Below are 24067 nucleotides of genomic sequence, written 5' to 3'. Positions count from 1 at the left end.
GTTAAACCATTCATTGTTTAACGATGATATTTTCCTGCGATGGATCAACGTGTTGCATCTGCAGTTTTTCTGTCGCGATACGTTCAACCCGGCTGTGATCGCCGAGGGCGTTCTCTTCTAAAATCAGGTTGCGCCACTCGATATCCAGCGCATCGCGCTCCAGCACCAGCTGTTCGCGCTCGGCGGTCAGCAGGCGGGTGCGGTGCGCGGTGGTCACCACGAAAACCGCGGAAACCAGTGACGCAATCAGTAAAATCAGGGGGATCTTGGCATTGCGCAGCAGATCGCCGCCAATCACCCCGACCAGGCCGTGACGTTCGTTGCCAATCACGCGGGCATCCTCTCAGCAATACGCAGCACCGAGCTGCGCGCACGCGGGTTGTCCGCCACTTCCGCTTCCGACGGCATCATTTTGCCCAGCGCTTTCAGCGTTCGCCCGCCCATGCTGCGCAGTTGCTCTTCGGTCAACGGAATGCCCGCCGGCACCTGAGCACCGCGGCTGTGGTGACGCATAAAGCGTTTGACGATGCGGTCTTCCAGCGAGTGGAAGCTGATGATCGACAAACGGCCCCGTGGGGCCAGCACTTCCAGCGCGCCGTCGAGCGCACGCTCGATCTCTTCCAGCTCGCTGTTGATATAGACACGGATCGCCTGGAAGCTGCGCGTCGCCGGATGCTTGTGCTTTTCACGGAACGGACTGGCATCGGCAATCAGATCCGCCAACGCTTTGGTGCGCGTCATCGGCTCCACGCGGTTTCTTTCCACGATGGCGCGCGCGATGCGCTTGGCGAAACGCTCTTCGCCAAAGGTTTTCAGCACCCAGGCGATGTCGTCCGCTTCGGCCTTCATCAGCCACTCTGCGGCGGACAGGCCGGTGGAGGGATCCATGCGCATGTCCAGCGGGCCATCGCGCATAAAGGAAAACCCGCGCTCTGCGTCGTCAAGCTGCGGCGAAGAAACGCCCAGATCGAGCAGAACGCCGTCGATCTTGCCCACCAATTCACGTTCCCGCACGTAGTGCGACAACTCGGAGAATGGGCCGTGTACGATGGTAAAACGAGGATCTTCAATAGATTTGGCGGCTGCAATCGCCTGAGGGTCACGGTCAATCGCCAGCAAGCGCCCTTCCGGCCCCAGCTGGGACAGAATCAGACGAGAATGGCCACCGCGACCAAAAGTACCGTCGATATATATGCCGTTGCTGCGGATGTTGAGGCCGTTGACGGCTTCGTCCAGCAGGACGGTGGTGTGTTTATAGTTTTCCAACATGCTTATAGCGACAAGTCCTGTAGCCGCTCAGACAACGGTTCCTGAGTCGACTGTTCAGCGTCAATATCATCCTTGACTTGTTGATACCAGGTCTGTTCATCCCACAGTTCAAACTTGTTGAACTGACCGACCAGCATCACTTCTTTCGTGAGTCCGGCGTGTTGCCGCAGCGTATTGGCGAGCAGCAAACGACCGGCACTATCCATCTGACACTCACTGGCATGCCCCAGCAACAGGCGCTGAACGCGGCGCTCGGCGGGATTCATGCTCGACAGACGTGATAATTTTTGTTCAATAATTTCCCATTCGGGCAAAGGATAAAGCAGCAGGCAGGGCTGATGGAGGTCAATGGTACAGACCATTTGGCCTTGCGATTCCTCGTTGAGCAATTCCCGATATCGGGTAGGTACGGCGAGCCGCCCTTTGCTGTCGAGGTTGACCATCGTCGCTCCACGGAACATTCCTGAGCTACCCCTTAGTGACCGTTTTCACCACTTTACCCCACAAATTCCCACACAATGGAGTTTACGGAGGGTATGAAAACCTTGTCAAGCCAGAGCGCCAGCGCTTTGGCAATATTTCTCTGGTCATTTTGGGAGCTGACTCGCGAAAGAAACTCTGATTATTCGACGATTAAAAATTAACACCATGATAAACGGAGAGAATTTTCTAAGCGGAAAGAATCTGATTAAAAACCTGACGAACTGGCGATTAATTAACTCATTACTTCCTTCTGCAAGCCATGTCTCATTTTTCAGCTCGGCAATCTCAGGGCTGTAACCGCTGGCGAGCCGCGCCCGCCAAGGCTCGGCGCCTGGCGAATCGATCGCGGAATAAGGCCATAACTCCTTGAGTTAATAACGCTCAATCGTTATTCACCGTAAAACCGGGCGCTATTTTACTTCAATTTGCACGGCCGTGATGAGGCCGCGAAAAAAATAAATGGCTCGGATATTACGAGCAGAAGTAATTTCGATTTAAATCAATTTGGTAAGATTATTCCCAAAATACCTGTTTACAATTATGGTTTCATTTTCTTACACCTTTATTTCCACAATTTCTGCCGGAAAAAATCTTCACTTGAAGCAAAAAATCGCAACCACATGTTTTTAATGAATTTATTTTAAAATTCCGATTTTAATCCCTCCGCCCTCACCTCTTCCCCGGTTCCACGGGACAAAAACCGAACAAATGTTAAAAATAAAAATATAAACCTAGTTAAAAAACATAATGCAGATTAGTACACTATAAAAAACGCAAAAACTCAGACTTAACATCCAATTACTAATAATTTAACAGCATTTTAACCAAAGGGGATGACACATGCTTTCGCCCGCCGCTCACTGGCGTAGCGCCGCTGCCGATACGTTCGCACTGGTGGTGTACTGCTTTATCGCCGGCATGGCGATAGAAGTGTTGATCTCCGGCATGAGCTTTCAGCAATCCCTCTCTTCGCGCCTGCTGTCGATTCCGGTCAACATCCTGATCGCCTGGCCCTACGGCCGCTATCGCGATCTGTTTATCCGCACGGCGCGCCGCTGCCCGCGCGGCCAGTTCGTGCTGCGCAACCTCGCCGATCTGCTGGCCTACGTCAGTTTCCAGTCGCCGGTTTATGCCGCCATTCTGTGGAGCGTAGGTGCCGACGGCCCACAAATGCTGGCGGCGGTGACCAGTAATGCGCTGGTCTCCATGGCGATGGGCGTGGTGTATGGCTATTTCCTGGAATATTGCAGGCGGCTGTTCCGGGTGGCGGGCTATGTCTAAACCAGGAGCCCGCCAAAGCGAGCTCCCGTAGAGCGAACTATTTGCGGCTCAGGCTGCCGCGGCGGAACAGATTGCGGCGAATACGCGTCAAACCCGGCTTGGGTTTACGCGGTTCGTCCAGGCTGGCCAACACCAGCTCGAGCACGCGTTCGGCCACGTCGCGATGGCGCTGCGCCACCGCGAGCACCGGGCACTCGAGGAAATCCAACAGTTCATGGTCGCCGAAGGTGGCAATTGCCAGATCGGTCGGCAAACGGCCACGTTGCTTCAGCGTCACGTCCATCACGCCCTGCAACAGCGAGAACGAAGTGGTAAACAGCGCCTGCGGCATCGGGTGCGTTTTCAGCCATTCGGCGAACAGCGCGCCGGCGGCTTCACGTTCATAGCTGTTGGCGTACAGGTAATCGACATGGCGGGGATCCTCTTGCCAGGCCTGACGGAAGCCCTGCTCGCGCAGGAAGCTCACCGAAAGCTCCGGCAAGGCGCCCAGATACAGCACCGATTCAGCCGGGAAGGTGCGCAGCTCCTGCGCCAGTGCAAAGGCGTCTTCCTGATCGGCCCCGACGACGCTGATGAAATGCTCGCGATCCAGCGCGCGGTCCAGCGCGATGATCGGCAGCGGATCGTTGGCCCAGCGTTGATAGAAAGGATGCTCCGGCGGCAAGGCGGTGGAGACGATGATGGCGTCCACCTGGCGCTGCAGCAGGTGCTCGATACAGCGCATTTCGTTGTCCGGCTGATCTTCGGAACAGGCGATCAGCAATTGGTAACCACGCTGGCGCGCCTGGCGTTCCAGGTAGTTGGCGATGCGGGTATAGCTGGTATTTTCCAGATCCGGGATCACCAGACCGATAGAACGGGTACGCCCGGCGCGTAGCCCCGCCGCGACGGCATTCGGGTGATAGTTATGCTCCCTGACCACGGCCATCACTTTCTCGACGGTTTTATCGCTGACACGATACTGCTTCGCCTTGCCGTTGATGACGTAACTGGCCGTCGTGCGCGAAACGCCCGCGAGACGCGCGATTTCATCCAGTTTCACATTAACCCCTTAATGACGCTGAAAATAGAAGTGAAGGCTGTGCTCGGATTAACCATGACATCCCGTGCGGTTATTCAATCCAGCCTCTGCGATCTAACAGCAGAAAACACTGCCTAGCAACCGCTTTTGCCGAAAGGTGCCAGCAATCGGGCAAAAAATACCGAAAAACAAAGGGCGCAGCCACGCCGCGCCCCTGATTATTCACCGCCAGACCGCACTCAGCGCATGATTTTGTCGCCACGCGACACGCCGACCACCCCGGAACGGGCCACTTCCACGATCTCCGCCACTTCACGCACCGCGCTCAGGAAAGCGTCGAGCTTGTCGCTGGTGCCGGCCAGCTGTACCGTGTACAGCGTCGCCGTCACATCCACGATCTGGCCACGGAAAATGTCGGCGCAGCGCTTCACCTCTTCACGGCCGTAGCCGCTGGCCTGCAGCTTCACCAGCATGATCTCGCGCTCAACGTGGGCGCCCTGCACCAGCTCGCTGACGCGCAGCACGTCCACCAGCTTGTGCAGCTGTTTCTCAATCTGCTCCAGCACTTTCTCGTCGCCGACGGTCTGGATAGTCATGCGCGACAGCGTCGGATCGTCGGTCGGCGCCACCGTCAGGCTCTCGATGTTATAACCGCGCTGGGAGAACAGCCCGACCACGCGCGACAAGGCGCCGGATTCGTTTTCCAGCAAGACAGATAAAATACGGCGCATGATCAGGTCCTCTCCGTTTTGCTAAGCCACATTTCGTCCATGCTTCCGCCGCGGATCTGCATCGGGTAAACATGTTCGGTTTCATCGACGGTCACGTCGACGAACACCAGCCGCTCTTTTTCCGCCAGCGCCTGCGCCAGCTTGCTTTCCAGCTCATCCGGCGTGCGGATGGCGATGCCGACATGGCCGTAAGCCTCGGCCAGCTTGACGAAGTCCGGCAGCGAATCCATGTAGGACTGCGAGTGACGGCCGGAATAAATCATGTCCTGCCACTGCTTTACCATGCCCAGATAGCGGTTGTTGAGGTTCACCACCACCACCGGCAGGTTATATTGCAGCGCGGTGGACAGCTCCTGAATGTTCATTTGAATGCTGCCGTCGCCGGTCACGCACACCACGGTTTCCTCCGGCAGCGCCAGCTTGACGCCCAGTGCCGCCGGCAGGCCGAAGCCCATGGTGCCGAGGCCGCCGGAGTTGATCCAGCGGCGCGGTTTATCGAACGGATAATAGAGCGCGGCGAACATTTGGTGCTGGCCCACGTCCGAGGTGACATAGGCATCGCCTTTGGTCAGGCGGTGCAAGGTTTCGATCACCGCCTGCGGTTTGATGGTGCCGCTGTGCTTGTCGTAACCCAGGCAGTCGCGGGCACGCCACTGCTCGATAGACTGCCACCAGTCGCGCAGCGCGTCGTGATCCTGCGCTTTCTCGTCCTGTGCCAACAGCTCCAGCATCTGCACCAACACCTGTTTGGCATCGCCGACGATCGGAATATCGGCGTCCACCGTTTTGGAGATCGAGGTCGGATCGATATCGATATGCAGCACGGTGGCGTCCGGGCAGTATTTGGCCAGATTGTTGGTGGTGCGATCGTCGAAACGCACGCCGACGGCGAAGATCACGTCGGCGTGATGCATGGTTTTGTTGGCTTCATAGGTGCCGTGCATGCCGAGCATGCCGACGCTCTGCCGGTGGGTGCCAGGGAAAGCGCCCAACCCCATCAGGCTGCTGGTCACCGGCAGGTTCAGCTGTTCCGCCAACGCCAACAGTTCGGCTTCGCAACCGGCGTTAATCGCGCCGCCGCCGACGTACATCACCGGCTTTTTGGCCGCCAGAATGGTTTGCAGCGCGCGTTTTATCTGCCCGCGGTGCCCCTGCACCGTCGGGTTGTAAGAACGCATGCTCACGTCCTGCGGGTAGGCATAAGGCATCCGCACCGCCGGGCCGACGATATCTTTCGGCAGATCGATCACCACCGGGCCGGGCCGGCCGCTGGAAGCCAGGAAGAACGCCTTCTTCAACACCGCCGGGATGTCTTCGGTGCGTTTTACCAGGAAGCTGTGCTTCACCACCGGGCGCGAAATCCCCACCATATCGCACTCCTGGAAGGCGTCGTAGCCGATCAGCGAGCTGGGCACCTGCCCCGACAGCACCACCATCGGGATCGAGTCCATATAGGCGGTGGCGATACCGGTAATGGCGTTGGTGGCGCCGGGGCCGGAGGTCACCAGCACCACGCCCACTTCACCGGTGGCGCGCGCGTAGCCGTCGGCCATGTGCACCGCCCCCTGCTCGTGGCGCACCAGAATATGATCGATCCCTCCAACCGTATGCAGGGCGTCGTAGATATCGAGCACCGCCCCGCCGGGGTAGCCGAATACATGCTTAACGCCCTGATCGATCAACGATCGGACGACCATCTCGGCTCCTGACAACATCTCCATGGGTTTGCCTCCAGGCTTGCTTATTCTTCTCTGGCGCCGGAACGTAGCGCCTGCTGCGGGGCAATGCCCCAAAGTTTTTATGGGTTGTCGCTATCGAATTAACATAACGTCAGAATTTGGGGCAGGCAAACGCCAAAATGGCTTAGCGGAGGCATGGTTATTGCCAAGCGGCTGGATATCACGGCTTTATAAAAACAATGCGCTAGCCGCAGGGTTGTCAGGCTAGGCATTGTTTCGAACAGAGGGAAAATTACAGAACTAAATCAGGTGAAGGATATGCCGCTTTTTTCGCCGGGAACATGGCCCGGCGGCGGCGTCAGGCCTGTTCCTGGTACATTGAATCGATTTCGCGCTGATAGCGCTGCAGGATCACTTTGCGGCGCAGCTTCAGCGTTGGCGTGAGCTCTCCCAGCTCCATAGAAAAGGCCGCCGGCAGCAGGGTGAACTTCTTCACCTGTTCGAAGCGCGCCAGCTCCTTTTGCATCTCGCGCAGACGCTTTTCGAACATCTCGAGGATTTCGCCGTTGCGCAGCAGTTCCAGGCGATCCTGATACTTCAGGTTGACTGACTTCGCATACTCTTCCAGCGACTCAAAGCACGGCACGATCAGCGCGGAAACGAACTTGCGCGCATCGGCGATGATCGCCACCTGCTCGATAAAGCGATCCTGCGCCAGCGTGCCTTCCAGCATCTGCGGCGCGATGTATTTGCCGCCGGAGGTTTTCATCAAATCCTTCAGCCGTTCGGTGATGAACAGGTTGCCCTCTTCATCGATCGCCCCGGCGTCGCCGGTTTTCAGCCAGCCGTCCTCGGTAAAGGTCGCGGCGGTTTCCAACGGTTTGTTGAAATAGCCGCGCATCACGATCGGCCCGCGCACCTGGATTTCATTTTCCTCGCCAATGCGCACCTCGACCTCCGGCAGCGGTTTGCCGATAGAGCCGAAGCGGAAATGCCCCTCTTCCCAGCAGGAGACGGTGGCGCAGGTTTCGGTCATGCCGTAACCGTACTTGATGTTGACGCCCATCGCCTGGAAAAACAGGATCACATTGTCGTCCAGCTTGGCGCCCGCCGCCGGCAAAAAGCGCACCCGGCCGCCGAGGATACCGCGCAGCTTGCTCAACACCAGCTTGTCGGCCCAGCGGTGGGTGAAGTCGAACACTTTGCCCAACGGTTTGCCGGCCCGCTCCTGCAGGAACTTGCGCTCGCCACAGACGATCGCCCAGTGGAACAACGCACGGCGCAGCCAAGGGGCGCGCGCCACTTTTTCATGCACCGCACTGAAAATCTTCTCGTAGAAACGCGGCACCGCACACATCAGCGTCGGGCGGACCTGCCCCATCGCTTCCCGCACCCAATCGGTATTCGGCAGGAAGACGTTCTGCGCGCCGGAATGCATCACAAAGAAGCTCCAGGCCCGCTCGAACACGTGCGACAGCGGCAGGAAGCTGAGCGACACATCCTCTTCGCCGACCGTCAGCCTTTCATCATGCAGGTAGAGCTGCGCCGCCAGGTTGCGGTAGTCCAGCATCACCCCTTTCGGCTCGCCGGTAGTACCCGAGGTATAAATCAGGGTGAAGAGATCCTGCAGGTCGCACTCTTCAATACGCTGCCGACGTTGAGCGGCAAAAGCCGCCGGATCGGCAGCGCGCTCGAAGGCGCTCAGATGCTGTGCGATCTCGCAGCCGCGCAGATCGGCCCCCTCGTCGAAGACGATAATGTGCCGCAGCTGTGGGCAGACGCCGCGCAGCGCGATGGCGGCGTCAAGCTGCGCCTGCTCACCGACGAACAGTATGCGGATGTCGGCGTCGTTGGTGACAAACGCCGCCTGCGCCGGCGTATTGGTGGAATAGAGCGGTACGCTGACGCCACGCAGGTGCAGGATCGCGAGATCGGTCAACGACCAGGCCATCGTGTTATTGGCGAAAATACCGATGCGTTCTTGCACTTCGACGCCCAGCCCCAGCAGCCCGGCGGCGATGCGATCAATGCGGGCGGCGGCCGCTCCCCAGGTCAGTTGCAACTCGCCGTTGGGCGACCATTGGCGAAAAGCTGTGCGATCGGCTCGGTGGGTGATTTGATGCTGTATACGATGGATCAGATGGTATTGCAGCAGATTAGTGATCATAGTGCTCTAAGCCTGAAATGAATCATACAGTTAAGCCTGAACGACGCCTTGCGGCCCTCATCTCAGCTTACACGTGTTTACTTTTTTCCGCGCAGTCTACCTACTCTCAGGCAGGGGGAAAAGCGATTTCAGCGTAGAAGTGTGAGCCAAAACTCAGGCCGGCTTTCGTGCTTTCATCAGTTGGACAGAACGGGAAGGAAAAGGTTTGCCGGCGGCAATAAAACGCGGCCCATCCGGGCCGCTGCATCGAGTTAGTTTAAAATACTAGCCGGAAAGTAAAAATCAGAATATTAATTTATATTAATTATTTTTGCTGAACGAACAAACCCACTATGAAAATAAGTTATTTTATCGCCGTAAAACCAAGAAACATCTTAATAAAAACACAGATAGTTCTTAGTTTTTATCATGAGAAAAAAACGCTCAGTTGAATATTATCTTTATATGGCTCCCATTTTTTATCGATTTACTTTGGGTTACCTGCCTCAATCAGGACGGATTTCATCCACTGGTGCCCTTTATCCCGCTCGGAGGATTCATGCCAGGAAAGATAGCAGGTTGCTTTATTGTGATTGGCGCACAAAGGAACCGCCTTTATTTTCAACGCCTCCGTCTGTTGTCTCACCAGCCAGGCTGGTGCAATCGCCACCATCTCCGTTTGCGACACCATATTCAACACGCTGTAGAGATCCGTGCACTGCTGCGTCACGGCGCGCAGCATCGGTTCCTCTAAATAAAAAGGCTTACTGAACGATCCAAAACTTTCCAGGGATACCGCCGCGTGCTGTTCGGCCAGCATTTGCTCCGGCGTCGCCTCCTCGCCCATTCTCGGGTGCGCCTGCGCGGCCGCCAGCACTAATTCGTCGTCGAACATCGCCAAACTGCGAAACTCTGCCGATTCGAAACGGCTGTAGCCGATGACAAACTCGACGTCCTGATAACGCAATTGATGTTCGATATTATTGTTGATGTATGACTTTATTTGCAGATTAAGCTGCGGCGCGATCTGTTTGACGTGATTGATTATCCCGGCGCCCAGGCGCAAGTCGAGCGGACTGCACAGCGACAAGGAAAACGCTCGCGTGCTGGTCAGCGGCTCGAACTCGGCGCCCGGCAATTCATTCTGCACCAGCTGCAACGCTTGCCGCACCGGGCCAAACAGCTGCCTGGCCCGCATGGTGGGCTGGATCCCGCGCCCGCAGCGCACGAACAGTTCGTCGTTGAACATCACCTTCAGGCGCGCTACCGCGTTGCTCACCGCCGGCTGCGACATCCCTAGCGAATTAGCGGCTCGCGTAATATTTTGCATTTGCATCACGGCGTCAAACACCGTCAGCAAATTAAGATCGACGCTGCGCAAATGAATGTCCGCCGGCTCTTTGACCATAGTGATTTCTGAATCATATTCAGCCATATTTCACTCCACTAAATCCTGTGTAGATAATCTAATCCTTATGCTCGACAAACAATGAAACGCCGCATTGTCATATCTTTGCACGACAAATCCTGCCATTACCGTCATCAACCGATAAAAAACCTCGTGTTATCGACACGATATAAGTCGTATATGGAATACATGTCAGTAGTTTCTCCCGTCAGCGGGAAGAATGCCACCTAGGTAGTACTAATAATTAGGTATCAACAATGATTAATACAACTAAACAACATAGTTGCACTGTATGAGACAAACTATAAAAACACATCATAAGCAATCAAACCATCTAAAAACACCGCTCACTTTGTGTAAAATTACATTATTTTGTTATATTATGACTAAAATAATCAATTAATCATATGAATTCAATTTAAATCATTTGTATAAAAAATGTTATTTTATTGCCCCCCGTGATTAATCCCTCTTATTTTTTCATCGCAAATCTTAACGCAACGAAATCCAGAAGCAATTAGCGCAGTATATATTCGATTCGTTTATGCTAAGCAGCGCGCAAACTGGCCCCATTTTTTCTCTAAGGCGTCGCTTTTTTGCCGAATGATCCTCTGTTTGGCCAATGGGCTGGTGCATTGTCCCCGCATTCAATCAGGTGTTGACATCGCCAGGCCAATCACGTATCAAATTAGGCAGACACCCAATTTAAGAGAAGCTGAACCCTTATGATCCGTACTCATCGTCTACTAGGCCTACTACTCAACGCATCTTGTTTGCGCGGTATGCCTGTGGACGAAGTTCGGAGCTGACTCAGCCGATCACCCATAAGAAACCCGCGCTACTGCGCGGGTTTTTTTTTGCCCGCTTAGCGTGAAATCAACACGATAAGGAATGCACCGATGAGCCAACAAGTCATTATTTTCGATACCACGCTGCGTGATGGCGAACAGGCGTTGCAGGCCAGCCTGAGCGTAAAAGAGAAGATTCAGATTGCGCTGGCGCTGGAAAGAATGGGCGTCGACGTGATGGAGGTCGGCTTCCCGGTCTCTTCGCCGGGCGACTTCGAGTCGGTGCAAACCATCGCGCGCCAGATCAAGAACAGCCGCGTCTGCGGCCTGGCCCGCTGTGTGGACAAAGACATCGACGTGGCCGCCGAAGCGTTGCGCGTCGCCGAAGCGTTCCGCATCCACGTATTCCTGGCCACCTCAACCCTGCACATCGAATCGAAACTGAAACGCTCGTTCGACGAAGTGTTGGAGATGGCGGTGCGCTCGGTCAAACGCGCCCGCAACTACACTGACGACGTAGAGTTCTCCTGTGAAGACGCCGGCCGCACGCCGATCGACAATCTGTGCCGCGTGGTCGAAGCCGCCATCAACGCCGGCGCCACCACCATCAATATTCCGGACACCGTCGGTTACACCACGCCGAACCAGTTCGGCGGCATCATCACCACCTTGTATGACCGCGTGCCGAACATCGACAAAGCCATCATTTCCGTGCACTGCCACGACGATTTGGGCATGGCGGTCGGCAACTCCATCGCCGCGGTTCAGGCCGGCGCCCGTCAGGTGGAAGGCACCCTGAACGGCATCGGTGAGCGCGCCGGCAACTGTTCGCTGGAAGAGGTGATCATGGCGATTAAGGTGCGCCAGGACATCATGAACGTGCACACCAACATCAATCATCAGGAAATCTTCCGCACCAGCCAGATCGTCAGCCAGCTGTGCAACATGCCGATCCCGGCCAACAAGGCGATCGTCGGCTCCAACGCCTTCGCCCACTCCTCCGGCATTCACCAGGACGGCGTGCTGAAGAACCGCGAAAACTACGAAATCATGACCCCGCAGTCGATCGGCCTGAAGGACGTGCAGTTGAACCTGACCTCCCGCTCCGGCCGGGCGGCGGTGAAACACCGCATGGAAGAGATGGGCTACCAGGAGCAGGACTATAACCTGGATACCCTGTACGCCGCCTTCCTGAAGCTGGCCGACAAAAAGGGCCAGGTGTTCGACTATGACCTGGAGGCGCTGGCCTTCATCAACAAACAGCAGGAAGAGCCGGAGCACTTCAGCCTGGGCTACTTCAGCGTGCAGTCCGGCAGCAGCATCATGGCCACCGCCTCGGTGAAACTGATCTGCGGCGGCGAAGAGAAAGCCGAAGCCGCCACCGGCAACGGCCCGGTCGATGCGGTTTATCAGGCAATCAATCGCATCACCGACTACCCGATCGAGCTGGTGAAGTACCAGTTGACCGCCAAGGGCCATGGCCGCGACGCGCTGGGCCAGGTGGATATCGTGGTCTCTTACAACGGCCGCCGCTTCCACGGCGTGGGTCTGGCGACCGACATCGTCGAATCTTCCGCCAAGGCGATGGTGCACGTGTTGAACAATATTTGGCGCTCACAGCAGGTAGAAAAAGAAAAGCAGCGCCTGCAGCAAAACAAACATCAAAATAATCAGGAAACGGTGTGAACATGACGAAGACTTATCACATTGCCGTCTTGCCCGGAGACGGCATCGGCCCGGAAGTAATGGCTCAGGCGCGCAAGGTGTTGGACGCGGTGCGTCAACGCTTTGACATTCGCATCACCACTGCCGAATACGACGTCGGCGGCATCGCCATCGATCGCCACGGCAGCCCGCTGCCGCCGGCGACCGTCGCCGGCTGCGAGCAGGCCGACGCCATCCTGTTCGGATCGGTAGGCGGCCCGAAATGGGAACACCTGCCGCCGGCCGAGCAGCCGGAACGCGGCGCGCTGTTGCCGCTGCGCAAGCACTTCAAACTGTTCAGCAACCTGCGCCCGGCGCGCCTGTATCAAGGGCTGGAGGCATTCTGCCCGCTGCGCGCCGACATCGCCGCCCGCGGCTTCGACATTCTGTGCGTGCGCGAACTGACCGGCGGCATCTACTTCGGCCAGCCGAAGGGCCGCGAAGGCCAGGGCATGCAGGAGCGCGCTTTCGATACCGAGGTGTATCACCGTTTCGAGATTGAACGCATCGCGCGCATCGCCTTCGAATCCGCCCGCAAGCGCCGCCACAAGGTGACGTCGATCGACAAGGCCAACGTGCTGCAAAGCTCCATCCTGTGGCGTGAAGTGGTCAATCAGGTCGCCAAGGATTACCCGGACGTGTCGCTGTCGCACATGTATATCGACAACGCTACCATGCAGTTGATCAAGGATCCGTCCCAGTTCGACGTGCTGCTGTGCTCCAACCTGTTCGGCGACATCCTGTCCGACGAGTGCGCGATGATCACCGGCTCGATGGGCATGTTGCCGTCCGCCAGCCTGAACGAGCAAGGCTTCGGCCTGTACGAACCGGCGGGCGGTTCCGCGCCGGATATTGCCGGCAAAGGCATTGCCAACCCGATTGCGCAGATCCTGTCCGCCACCCTGCTGCTGCGTTACAGCCTGGGCGCCGATGAAGCGGCCGACGCCGTGGAGCGCGCCATCAACCAGGCGTTGGAACAGGGCTACCGCACCGCCGATCTGGCCGGTGACGGCAAAGCCGTCAGCACCGATGAAATGGGCGACATCATCGCTCGCTTTGTAGCTCAGGGGGCATAACATGGCCAAGACCTTATACCAGAAGCTGTACGACGCCCACGTGGTGCACGAAGCGCCGAACGAAACGCCGTTGCTGTATATCGACCGTCACCTGGTGCACGAAGTCACTTCGCCGCAGGCGTTCGACGGCCTGCGCGCCATGGGCCGCAAGGTGCGCCAGCCCGGCAAAACCTTCGCCACCATGGATCACAACGTGTCGACCCAGACCAAAGACATCAACGCCAGCGGCGAGATGGCGCGCATCCAGATGCAGGAGCTGATCAAGAACTGCGCGGAATTCGGCGTTTCGCTGTATGACCTGAACCACCCGTTCCAGGGCATCGTGCACGTGATCGGGCCTGAGCAAGGCATGACGCTGCCGGGCATGACCATCGTCTGCGGCGACTCGCACACCGCCACCCACGGCGCTTTCGGCTCGCTGGCGTTCGGCATCGGCACCTCCGAAGTGGAACACGTGCTGGCGACCCAGACCCTGAAGCAGGGCCGCGCCAAGACCATGAAGATTGAAGTCACCGGCGACGCCGCCGAGGGTATTACCGCCAAAGACATCGTGCTGGCGGTGATCGGCAAAACCGGCAGCGCCGGCGGCACCGGCCACGTGGTGGAGTTCTGCGGCAAGGCGATCGAAGCGTTGAGCATGGAAGGACGCATGACCCTGTGCAACATGGCGATCGAAATGGGCGCCAAAGCCGGGTTGGTCGCGCCGGACGACACCACCTTCGCCTACCTGAAGGGGCGTCAGTTCGCGCCAACCGGCGAAAACTGGGAGCAGGCGGTCGCCTATTGGCGCACGCTGAAGTCCGATGCCGACGCCCAATTCGATACCGTGGTGACGCTGCGCGCCGAAGAGATCGCGCCGCAGGTCACCTGGGGCACCAACCCCGGCCAGGTGATCGCCGTCAATCAGGCGATCCCGGCGCCGGAATCGTTCAGCGATCCGGTCGAGCGCGCCTCCGCGGAAAAAGCCTTGGCCTACATGGACTTGAAACCGGGCATCAAATTGACCGACGTGCCGATCGACAAAGTGTTCATCGGCTCCTGCACCAACTCGCGCATCGAAGATCTGCGCGCGGCGGCGGCGATCGCCAAGGGGCGCAAGGTCGCCAGCGGCGTGCAGGCCATCGTGGTGCCGGGCTCCGGCCCGGTGAAGGCCCAGGCGGAAGCCGAAGGGTTGGACAAAATCTTTATCGAAGCCGGTTTCGAATGGCGTTTGCCGGGCTGCTCGATGTGTCTGGCGATGAACAACGACCGCCTGAATCCGGGCGAGCGCTGCGCATCCACCAGCAACCGTAACTTCGAAGGGCGTCAGGGCCGCGGTGGGCGCACCCACCTGGTCAGCCCGGCGATGGCCGCCGCGGCCGCCGTTGCCGGTCACTTCGCCGACATCCGTGATATTCACTAAGGGGCTAACGTGGCTAAATTTACTCAACATACCGGCTTAGTGGTGCCTTTGGATGCGGCCAACGTCGACACCGACGCCATTATTCCCAAGCAGTTTTTACAGAAGGTCACCCGCACCGGCTTCGGCCAGCACCTGTTCAACGACTGGCGCTTCCTCGACGACGCCGGCCAGCAGCCGAACCCGGAATTCGTGCTGAACAAACCGCGCTATAAAGGCGCCAGCATCCTGTTGGCGCGCGAGAACTTCGGCTGCGGCTCCTCGCGCGAACACGCGCCCTGGGCGCTGACCGATTACGGATTCAAAGTGGTGATCGCGCCGAGCTTCGCCGATATCTTTTACGGCAACTCGTTCAACAACCAGCTGTTGCCGGTGACGCTGAGCGAGCAGCAGGTGGATGAGCTGTTCAAGCTGGTGGACGCCAACGAGGGAACGGAGTTCGTGGTGGATCTGGAGAACCAGACGGTCAACGCCGGCGGCAAAAGCTATCCGTTCGAAATCGACAGCTTCCGCCGCCACTGCATGATCAACGGGCTGGACAGCATCGGCCTGACGCTGCAGCACGAAGCGGACATCTCCCGCTACGAAGCGCAGCAGCCGGCGTTTTTGAATTAATCCCCTTCACCCGCCGCCCGGCGGGTGATTTTTTTTCCTCACCAGTAGCCCAGCAGCTTCCACCATGCTCCGCCGATCACTATCCAGATCAGCAAGTTAACCACGCTCATCACCCATCCCGCTTTCCACCATTCCCCCAGCGTCACGTAGCCGGAGCCGAAGACGATCGGCGCGGTGCCGGTGCCGTAATGCGTCAGCGACATCATCAGCGAGGAAGAGAACGCCAGGATCAGGCCCAGCAGCGCCGGTGGCGCGCCGAGCGCGATGCCGGCGGCGAAGAAGGCGGCGAACATCGCCGTCACGTGCGCGGTGGTGCTGGCGAAGAAATAGTGCGAATACAAATAGATGAGGGTCAGCAAGATCGTGCCGCCCACCCAGCTCATGCCCATATGGTCGATGCCGTTGCCCACGGTTTGCGACAGCCAGCCGATCAGCCCCAGCTTGCCGAGGAAGCTGGCCATCATCACCAGCGCCGAGAACCACACCACGGTGTCCCAGGCACCTTTATGCTTGAGCACATCCTCCCAGCTCAGCACCCCGGTGGCCAGCAGCACCGCCAGGCCGATCAGCGCCGCGGTGGTGGGATTGACCGCCAGCGCCGGGCCGAAGATCATCGCCGGAATGCCGGCCCACAGCACCAGCAACAGCGCGAACACCCCGAGGGTGATTTTCTCCGGCAGCGTTACCGGCCCCAGCGCCTGCAGTTTTTCGCGCGCGAAGCGCGGCGCGTCCGGGGTACTTTTCACCTCCGGCGGATACAGCAGATAGATGACCAACGGCATCACGATCAGCGAGCACAGCCCCGGCACCAGCGCGGCGACTGCCCACATCGACCAGGATAGCTCGAAGCTGCCGTGTGTGCCTTTGGCGATCAGGCTGACAATCAGCGGGTTAGGGGCGGTAGCGGTGATAAACATCGCCGAGGTGACCGGGTTGATGTTGTAGTTCACCAGCGACAGGTAGCGGCCGATTTTGCCGGAGGTATTGAGCTCGGGTTTGGAGCCGAAGCTGTCGGCGATCGACTTCATGATCGGGTGAATGATGCCGCCGCCGCGCGCGGTGTTGCTCGGCGTCACCGGCGCCAGCGTGGTTTCCGCCAGCGTCAGCGCATAGGCGATGCCCAGCGTTTTTTTGCCGAACAGCGAAATAAAGTAATAGCCGATGCGCGCGCCCAGCCCGGTTTTATTCAGGCTGAGGGAGATCATGATCGAAAAACCGATCAGCCAGATCAGCTGGTTGGAAAAGCCGCTGAGCGCGTCGTCCAGCGCGGCGCCCGGCTTGCCGGGATTGGTGACGCCGGTCACCGCCACCAGGGCGATGGCGATCACCGAGACTGCGCCGATCGGCATCGCCTTGCCGATGATGGCGATGATGGTGCCGATAAACAGCGCCAGCAGCTGCCAAGCATTAGGCGCGACGCCCTCCGGCACGGGAATGAGGAACCAGATAATCAGCGTGGCGGCAAGGGCGCACAGGGAAGGAAGCGGTTTGAGCGGTGTGAGTTTATCCATAACGTTCCCACTGTTCTAAACGACAAGGCGGCATCTCAATAGCGAGATGGGCGTGGGCGCAACGATCGCGCGCCATATGTCTTCAGCTTGGGCGTCCGGTTCAGCCTTCTCAATGACTTGCATCAAGAATGCCGTCGTTTGACCTCACACTTCACGCACTTTGGCGCTCATCCCGAGCGCCGCCAGCGCCAACAGCGCCGCCATCCAATACACCGAGCCATGACCGAAATTCTCCACCAGCGCGCCCTGCAGCACCCCGGCCAGGATCACCCCGGTAGAGATGCTGTTGGTGAACAGCGTGGTGGCGGCGCCCGGCCGGCCCGGCATCAAATCCTGAAAATAGAGCATGCCGATACCGGCGACGATGCCGATAAACACCGCGTTGAGCAACTGCAGCGCGATCAGGGCCGGCTTGCTCTCCAGCACCGTCAGCCCGAGATAAAACAGCACGCCCGCCGCCACCGCCAGCAGCATCATGTTGCGTTTGCCGAAGCGTTGGACGTAATAACCGGCCAACAGCATCGCCGGGATCTCCAACCCGGCGGCGGTGCCCATCAGCACCCCGGCCAGCCCCTCCGGCAGGCCGAGATCGGCGGTGATATACAGCGGCATATCGATGATGTACAAGGTATTGCAGGTCCACATCAGCATCGAGGCGATGAACAGCAGCCGCACATCGCGATTGCGCCAAGCGCTGGCGGGCGCAATCGGCGCGGAAGCGCCTTCCCGCAACCCTTCGCCATCCGCCGCGCGCGGCACCGAAGGCAGCATGAATCCTACCAGCAGCACGCAGACCGCGAAGGTAGCGGCGGCGATCAGGAACATCACGGTGAACCCGTAGCTGAGCGCCAGCGCAAACGACAGCGGCGGGCCGATCACCCACGCCAGCGATAGCTGGGCGCGCATCACCGAGCTGAACATCACCACTTCACGCGCCTCGCTGTCGGCGTATTCCCGCGCCAGCGCGAAAATCTGCGGCATGGCGGTGTTGGCAACGGCGGACATCAGCACCCCGGCGGTGATCAGCGTCAGGTAGTCACGGTTAAAGGCAAACAGCAGACAGTTGCCGACCGCCATCAGGCAGCACAGCAGGATCAGCCTGCGCCGATCGCCGCGGGTATCGGAGCGTTTGGCCAGCAGAAAACTGACGACGATGCCGGCCACCGCGTTGGCGGTGTAAAACAGCCCGACCCACAGCGGCCGCACCTTGACCTCGGTGGTCAGAAACAGGCTGAGCGTCGGCGTCAGCAACGCGCCGGCGATGCCAGAAAGAAAAGCAATCAGCAGGAATGCGGCAAAGATGGGATTGATGCGCTGTGACAACCGGCTCAGGCGTTGCATATCGTCTTCCCTGACCTCAAAGCAGAAAAAAGAACCTTAGGCCACGGCGAGAAAAATGCAAGCGCATTGCCATGACCACGCATAAAAAAACCAGTGGGTCGCCCCACTGGCTGGTGAAACAGCACCATTACTCAGAAATTGGTTGCCGGAGCCCCTACAGGTGCTCGCGATACTGCTTATCGGTCATCTCTTTGATATCCCATTGCGTCAGGTGCGCCAGCATCGCCAGCCGCGCCTGCTCGGGCACCACGCTCAGCCAGTCTGCGCGCTGGCGGCGCACCGCGCTGAAATAGCGCTGGTAGAACTGTCTGGATAAGAAAGCTTTCATCATTACGCCCTCCCCCTTTCATTGATGAAAATTATCGGCGTAATATAGGGAAAGAAAAATTGACGAGTTGAGGCAGGAGCGTTCCTCTTTTATGTCCACGTCCCGATTGCAGCAGCAGTTCATCCGTCTGTGGCAGCGCTGCCACGGTGAAACCACCGACACCACGCTGCAGGATCTGGCGGAGGTGCTGAGCTGCTCGCGGCGCCACGTGCGCTCCCTGCTGAGCGCCATGCAGCGAGAGGGCTGGCTCACCTGGCAGGCGGAGTCGGGGCGCGGCAAACGTTCGCGGCTAACCTTCCACTACACCGGCCTGGCGCTGCAGCAACAGCGGGCCGAGGAGCTGTTGGAACAGGACCGCATCGATCAGTTGGTGCAGCTGGTGGGCGACAAAAACGTGGTGCGCCAGATGCTGCTGTCGCAGCTGGGCCGCAGCTTCCGCCAGGGGAAACATATCCTGCGGGTGCTCTACTACCGGCAGCTGTACAACCTGCTGCCCGGCTCGGCGCTGCGGCGTTCGGAAACCCATTTGGCGCGCCAGATCTTCAACGGCCTGACGCGCATAAATGAGGAAAACGGGGAACTCGAGTCCGATCTGTCCCACCATTGGCAGGCGCTGACGCCGCTGCACTGGCGGTTTTACCTGCGCCCGGCGATCCATTTTCATCACGGCCGCGAGCTGGAGATGGCGGACGTCATCACTTCCCTCTCGCGTCTGACCTCGCAACCGCTGTTCTCGCATATCGAGAGCGTCACCTCGCCGACGCCGTTCGTGATCGACGTGCAGCTGCGCAGCCCCGACCACTGGCTGCCCTGGCTGCTGGGCAGCGTGCAGGCCATGATCCTGCCGCGCGAATGGCGCGAACTGCCTGATTTCGCCCGCCATCCGGTCGGCACCGGCCCCTACCGCATGGTGCGCAACCATCCCAGCCAGATGAAGATCCACGCCTTCGACGACTATTTCGGCTACCGGGCGCTGATCGACGAGGTGAACATCTGGGTGCTGCCGGAGTTTTCCGAAGAGCTGGTGCACTCCGGCGTACAGCTGCAGGGCGATGAAACCGGCAACAGCGAGCTGGAAAGCCGGCTGGAAGAGGGCTGCTATTTCCTGCTGTTCGATCAGCGCTCCCCGCTGGCTGCCGATCCCGCCATTCGCAGCTGGCTGTGCGAATTGATCAACCCCATTTCGCTGCTGAGCCACGCCGGGCCGCTCTACCAGCGCTATTGGTCGCCGGCGTACGGCCTGCTGCCGCGCTGGCACCACAACCGCACGCTGGCGCAGCAGCCCAAGCCCGCGGGCCTGACCGAACTGACGATGACCCACTTCAATGAGCATTCGGAGTTTCACGCCATTCGCCAGGCGATCGAACCGCTGCTGGCGCAGCACGGCATCCGCCTGATTGTGCAAAGCGTGGATTACGCCACCTGGCACCAGGGCGACGCGCGCAGCGATCTGTGGCTCGGCAGCGCCAACTTCTATCTGCCGCTGGAGTTTTCGCTGTTCGCCACGCTGTACGAACTGCCGCTGATGCAGCACTGCATGAACGAAGATCTGGCGCAGGACGCGGCGCTGTGGCGCGCCAACCGCTTGCCGCTGGCCGAGTTCTGCCAGCGTCTGGTCAGCAACCACCAGCTGCATCCGCTGTTCCACCACTGGCTGCAACTGCACGGCCAGCGCAGCATGCGCGGCGTGCGGATGAACACTCTCGGCTGGTTCGACTTCAAGTCCGCCTGGTTTGCCCCGCCGGAGGCATAAGCGCCTTTCGCCCGGGTCGGTTAATCTTTACAATAGCGCCGTCTCAACGGGGTGCGGTAAGTCGGGCCGCGTGATAAGCCCGATTTTCCGCTGAGAGCACACCCGTCGAACCTGATCCGGTCAATACCGGCGGAGGGATTTGAGCCCAGCGAACCGGCGACGCCGCCTCGCCCCCTCAGATGCCCTTGCCCCCTTATTTTTCAGGAGTGCAACGTGGTCAAAAAATATCTGCCCTGCTTATTGCTGCTGTGCGCCGCGCCGGTGTTCGCCAAGCCGACGCTGACGGTTTACACCTACGATTCCTTCGCCGCCGATTGGGGCCCAGGCCCGGCGGTGAAAAAAGCCTTCGAAGCCGAGTGCGACTGTGAATTGAAGTTCGTCGCGCTGGAAGACGGCGTCTCGCTGCTGAACCGCCTGCGCATGGAAGGCAAGAACAGCGCCGCCGACGTGGTGCTGGGGCTGGACAACAACCTGTTGCAGGCGGCGCAGCAAACCGGCCTGTTCGCGCCGAGCGGCGTCGACACCGCCAAACTGACGGTGCCGGGCGGCTGGCAGGACGCGACCTTCGTGCCTTACGACTACGGGTACTTCGCCTTCGTCTATAACAAAGAAAAACTGAAGAACCCGCCGAAAAGCCTGCAGGAGCTGGTCAGTAGCGATCGCAACTGGAAAGTGATCTACGAAGATCCGCGTACCAGCACGCCGGGCCTCGGCCTGCTGCTGTGGATGCAAAAAGTGTATGGCGACAAGGCGCCGGCCGCCTGGCAGCAGTTGGCGAAGAAGACCGTCACCGTCACCAAAGGCTGGAGCGAAGCCTACGGCCTGTTCCTGAAAGGCGAAGGCGATCTGGTGCTCAGCTACACCACCTCTCCCGCCTATCACCTGATCGAAGAGAAAAAAGATCTCTACGCCGCCGCCACGTTCAGCGAAGGGCACTACCTGCAGGTGGAAGTGGCGGGCAAGCTGAAGGCCGCCAAACAGCCTGAGCTGGCGGAGCGCTTCATGCAGTTCATGGTGACGCCGGCGTTCCAGAACACCATCCCGACCGGCAACTGGATGTACCCGGTGATCAACACCCCACTGCCCGTCGGCTTTGAGCAGATGAACGTGCCGCAGACCGCGCTGCAATACAGCGCCGAAGAGGTGGCCAAACAACGCGGCGGCTGGATCCGGGCATGGCAAACCGCCGTCAGCCGCTGATCCCCCGCTGGCTCTGGCCGGGGCTGCTGGCCGCCGGCGTGATCCTGCTGGTCGCCGCGCTGGCGATGGGCTCGCTGTGGCGTCACGCGCCGGGCAGCGACTGGCGCGGCCTGTGGCAGGACAGCTACCTGTGGCACGTGGTGCGCTTCACCTTTTGGCAGGCGCTGCTGTCGGCGCTGATTTCGGTGCTGCCCGCCGTTCTGCTGGCGCGCGCACTCTATCGCCGCCGTTTCCCCGGCCGGCAGCTGCTGCTGCGGCTGTGCGCCATGACGCTGGTGCTGCCGGTGCTGGTGGCGGTGTTCGGCCTGCTCAGCGTCTATGGGCGTCAGGGCTGGCTGGCAGCGCTGTGCGGCTGGCTGGGCGTCGAGTATGGCTTCTCGCCCTACGGCCTGCAGGGCATTCTGCTGGCGCACCTGTTCTTTAACCTGCCGCTGGCCACCCGCCTGTTGCTGCAGGCGCTGGAGAACATTCCGGTGGAGCAGCGCCAGCTGGCCGCCCAGTTGGGCATGAACGGCTGGCAGCAGTTCCGTTTCGTCGAATGGCCGGCGCTGCGTCGCCAGATCCTGCCGAGCGGCGCGTTGATCTTCATGCTGTGCTTCGCCAGCTTCGCCACCGTGCTGTCGCTGGGCGGCGGGCCGCAGGCCACCACCATCGAACTGGCGATCTACCAGGCGCTGAGTTACGACTACGATCTGGGTCGCGCCGCCATGCTGGCGCTGATCCAGTTAAGCTGTTGTCTGGGGCTGGTGTTGATCAGCCAGCGGCTGAGCCAGGCGCTGCCGGTGGGCCATACCCACGCCCAGCGCTGGCGCAACCCGGAAGACAGCCTGTGGCGGCGCGTCGGCGATTTTCTGCTGATCGCCGCCGCGCTGCTGCTGTTATTGCCGCCTCTGCTGGCGGTGATCGCCGACGGCGCCAATCAGGCCGTCGTCAGCGTGCTGCGCCAGCCGGTGCTGTGGCAGGCGCTGTTCACGTCGCTGCGCATCGCCCTCGGCGCCGGGCTACTGTGCGTGGCGCTCACGATGATGCTGCTGTGGAGCAGCCGAGAGCTGAAGCTGCGGCAGCATCTGCACGGCGGCCAGGCGCTGGAGCTGAGCGGCATGGTGATCCTGGCGATGCCGGGTATCGTGCTGGCCACCGGCTTCTTCCTGCTGCTGAGCGATACGATCGGGCTGCCGCAGTCACCCTATGCGCTGGTGATCCTCACCAATGCGCTGATGGCGGTGCCCTATGCGCTGAAGGTGTTGGAGAACCCGATGCGCGACCTCGCCGAACGCTACAACCCACTGTGCCTGTCGCTGGATATCCACGGCTGGCAACGGCTGCGGCTGATCGAACTGCGCGCGCTGCGCCGCCCGCTGGCGCAGGCGCTGGCCTTCGCCTGCGTGCTGTCGATCGGCGATTTCGGCGTGGTCGCCTTGTTTGGCAACGAGCATTTCCGTACCCTGCCTTTTTACCTGTATCAGCAGATTGGCGCCTACCGCAGCAACGACGGGGCGGTGACCGCGCTGCTGTTGCTGCTGTTGTGCTTCCTGTTGTTTACCCTGATCGAACGCTTACCGGGGCGCCATGCTGACGCTTGAAAAACTGACCTATCTGTATGAACACCTGCCGATGCGCTTTGATCTGCGCATCCAGCCGGGCGAGCGCGTCGCGGTGCTCGGCCCCAGCGGCGCCGGTAAAAGCACCCTGCTGAGCCTGATCGCCGGTTTTCTGCCGGCGGCCAGCGGCCGGCTGCTGCTGAACGGCGAAGACCACACCGCCACACCGCCGGCCAAACGGCCGGTGTCGATGCTGTTTCAGGAGAACAACCTGTTCGCGCACCTGACGGTAGCGCAGAACATCGGGCTGGGGTTGGATCCCGGTCTGCGCTTGACTGAGCAGCAGCGCCAACAGCGGGCGCATATCGCTCGTCAGGTCGGCCTGGAAGAGCACCTGGAGCGCCTGCCGTCGCAGCTTTCCGGCGGCCAGCGTCAGCGCGCCGCGCTGGCGCGCTGTTTGATTCGCCAACGGCCGATCCTGCTGCTCGACGAGCCCTTCTCGGCGCTCGATCCGGCGCTGCGCAACGAGATGCTGCAACTGCTGCAGACGGTGTGCGAACAGCGTAACCTGACGCTGCTGATGGTGTCGCACAACCTCGACGACGCGGCGCGCATCGCGCCGCGCACGCTGCTGGTGGTCGATGGCCGCATCTATTACGACGGCCCGACGCAGGCGCTGCTGGACGGCAGCGCGCCCGAAGCGCGCGTGCTGGGCATTTCGGGTAAAGCGTGATCTGACGCGCGTTTTTTATGCTGCGCCAATAAACCTGTTGTGCGAATTTTGCGCCTGTGT

At 59.7% G+C, this 24067-nt stretch carries 20 protein-coding genes and 1 riboswitch; of the genes, 9 read left to right on the top strand and 11 right to left on the bottom strand.

The window, feature by feature from the left end:
- Positions 1–10: 10 nt before the first annotated feature.
- The 3 genes from ftsL to mraZ are packed head-to-tail and all read right to left on the bottom strand — an operon-like array spanning position 11 to position 1730.
- A complete protein-coding gene (gene ftsL / locus ACJ8IM_RS10685) occupies positions 11–331 on the bottom strand; it encodes a cell division protein FtsL (protein ID WP_012005204.1) in 321 nt (106 codons plus the stop codon).
- Complete coding sequence (gene rsmH / locus ACJ8IM_RS10680; protein WP_033652910.1) at positions 328–1269, bottom strand: 16S rRNA (cytosine(1402)-N(4))-methyltransferase RsmH; 942 nt, start codon at positions 1267–1269, stop codon at positions 328–330. The genes ftsL and rsmH overlap by 4 nt, the downstream gene beginning before the upstream one ends.
- A gap of 2 nt (positions 1270–1271) precedes the next feature.
- Positions 1272–1730 carry a division/cell wall cluster transcriptional repressor MraZ gene (gene mraZ, locus ACJ8IM_RS10675; RefSeq protein ID WP_025159638.1) on the bottom strand — a complete coding sequence of 153 codons (459 nt, stop codon included), beginning with the start codon at positions 1728–1730 and terminating at the stop codon, positions 1272–1274.
- An 862-nt stretch (positions 1731–2592) separates the two neighbouring features.
- Between mraZ and ACJ8IM_RS10670 the strand changes: the two genes are divergently transcribed.
- The gene (locus ACJ8IM_RS10670; protein WP_033637098.1) at positions 2593–3033 is read left to right on the top strand and encodes an L-alanine exporter AlaE; all 441 of its coding nucleotides are present in this window, start codon (positions 2593–2595) and stop codon (positions 3031–3033) included.
- Between the two features lie 37 nt (positions 3034–3070).
- Here the strand turns inward: ACJ8IM_RS10670 and cra are convergent, their stop codons facing one another.
- The 5 genes from cra to leuO form a co-directional block, all read right to left on the bottom strand.
- Positions 3071–4075 (bottom strand): catabolite repressor/activator, encoded by a 1005-nt coding sequence (gene cra, locus ACJ8IM_RS10665; RefSeq protein ID WP_004932801.1) that lies wholly within the window; start codon positions 4073–4075, stop codon positions 3071–3073.
- A gap of 218 nt (positions 4076–4293) precedes the next feature.
- Positions 4294–4785 carry an acetolactate synthase small subunit gene (ilvN, locus tag ACJ8IM_RS10660; RefSeq protein WP_004932806.1) on the bottom strand — a complete coding sequence of 164 codons (492 nt, stop codon included), beginning with the start codon at positions 4783–4785 and terminating at the stop codon, positions 4294–4296.
- A gap of 2 nt (positions 4786–4787) precedes the next feature.
- On the bottom strand, positions 4788–6506 hold the full coding sequence (gene ilvI, locus ACJ8IM_RS10655) for an acetolactate synthase 3 large subunit (protein WP_033652909.1): 1719 nt from the start codon (positions 6504–6506) through the stop codon (positions 4788–4790).
- A gap of 316 nt (positions 6507–6822) precedes the next feature.
- A complete protein-coding gene (locus tag ACJ8IM_RS10650) occupies positions 6823–8631 on the bottom strand; it encodes an AMP-dependent synthetase/ligase (RefSeq protein WP_033652908.1) in 1809 nt (602 codons plus the stop codon).
- A gap of 466 nt (positions 8632–9097) precedes the next feature.
- Positions 9098–10045, bottom strand: a complete 948-nt coding sequence (gene leuO / locus ACJ8IM_RS10645) for a transcriptional regulator LeuO (protein ID WP_033649194.1) — start codon at positions 10043–10045, stop codon at positions 9098–9100.
- A gap of 872 nt (positions 10046–10917) precedes the next feature.
- Here leuO and leuA point away from each other — a divergent pair.
- From leuA to leuD, 4 genes are read left to right on the top strand one after another with little or no spacing between them, the layout of a single operon-like run.
- Entirely contained in the window at positions 10918–12492 is a 1575-nt protein-coding gene (gene leuA, locus ACJ8IM_RS10640) for a 2-isopropylmalate synthase (protein WP_004932820.1), read from the top strand.
- 2 nt (positions 12493–12494) lie between these two features.
- Entirely contained in the window at positions 12495–13586 is a 1092-nt protein-coding gene (gene leuB / locus ACJ8IM_RS10635) for a 3-isopropylmalate dehydrogenase (protein ID WP_033649192.1), read from the top strand.
- A 1-nt stretch (position 13587) separates the two neighbouring features.
- Positions 13588–14988 carry a 3-isopropylmalate dehydratase large subunit gene (leuC, locus tag ACJ8IM_RS10630; protein WP_033637093.1) on the top strand — a complete coding sequence of 467 codons (1401 nt, stop codon included), beginning with the start codon at positions 13588–13590 and terminating at the stop codon, positions 14986–14988.
- 9 nt (positions 14989–14997) lie between these two features.
- Positions 14998–15600, top strand: coding sequence for a 3-isopropylmalate dehydratase small subunit (leuD, locus tag ACJ8IM_RS10625; protein WP_025159634.1), 603 nt, complete (start codon positions 14998–15000; stop codon positions 15598–15600).
- 38 nt (positions 15601–15638) lie between these two features.
- Here the strand turns inward: leuD and ACJ8IM_RS10620 are convergent, their stop codons facing one another.
- From ACJ8IM_RS10620 to sgrT, 3 genes are all read right to left on the bottom strand, one after another.
- A complete protein-coding gene (locus ACJ8IM_RS10620) occupies positions 15639–17111 on the bottom strand; it encodes a DASS family sodium-coupled anion symporter (protein ID WP_033649188.1) in 1473 nt (490 codons plus the stop codon).
- 144 nt (positions 17112–17255) lie between these two features.
- Positions 17256–18452, bottom strand: coding sequence for a sugar efflux transporter (locus ACJ8IM_RS10615; RefSeq protein WP_033652907.1), 1197 nt, complete (start codon positions 18450–18452; stop codon positions 17256–17258).
- A 154-nt stretch (positions 18453–18606) separates the two neighbouring features.
- Complete coding sequence (gene sgrT / locus ACJ8IM_RS10610; RefSeq protein WP_170310358.1) at positions 18607–18783, bottom strand: glucose uptake inhibitor SgrT; 177 nt, start codon at positions 18781–18783, stop codon at positions 18607–18609.
- Positions 18784–18871: 88 nt separating this feature from the next.
- Here sgrT and sgrR point away from each other — a divergent pair, with 88 nt between their 5' ends.
- The 4 genes from sgrR (at position 18872) to thiQ (ending at position 24007) form a co-directional block, all read left to right on the top strand.
- Positions 18872–20533 carry an HTH-type transcriptional regulator SgrR gene (gene sgrR / locus ACJ8IM_RS10605; protein ID WP_033652906.1) on the top strand — a complete coding sequence of 554 codons (1662 nt, stop codon included), beginning with the start codon at positions 18872–18874 and terminating at the stop codon, positions 20531–20533.
- A gap of 37 nt (positions 20534–20570) precedes the next feature.
- Positions 20571–20689: riboswitch (TPP riboswitch) on the top strand.
- Positions 20690–20746: 57 nt separating this feature from the next.
- Entirely contained in the window at positions 20747–21733 is a 987-nt protein-coding gene (gene thiB, locus ACJ8IM_RS10600; RefSeq protein WP_033652905.1) for a thiamine ABC transporter substrate binding subunit, read from the top strand.
- Positions 21709–23316 (top strand): thiamine/thiamine pyrophosphate ABC transporter permease ThiP, encoded by a 1608-nt coding sequence (gene thiP / locus ACJ8IM_RS10595; RefSeq protein ID WP_033652904.1) that lies wholly within the window; start codon positions 21709–21711, stop codon positions 23314–23316. The genes thiB and thiP overlap by 25 nt, the downstream gene beginning before the upstream one ends.
- Positions 23303–24007: a thiamine ABC transporter ATP-binding protein ThiQ gene (gene thiQ, locus ACJ8IM_RS10590; RefSeq protein ID WP_025301552.1), complete on the top strand. Its 705-nt coding sequence runs from the start codon at positions 23303–23305 to the stop codon at positions 24005–24007. Before thiP ends, thiQ begins: the two co-directional genes overlap by 14 nt.
- Positions 24008–24067 lie beyond the last annotated feature (60 nt).

Source organism: Serratia sp. CY33525 (assembly GCF_052169115.1).
Classification (GTDB): domain Bacteria; phylum Pseudomonadota; class Gammaproteobacteria; order Enterobacterales; family Enterobacteriaceae; genus Serratia; species Serratia sarumanii.
Note: the sequence above shows the minus strand (reverse complement) of the source record. Positions and strands in the feature narration are given on the sequence as shown.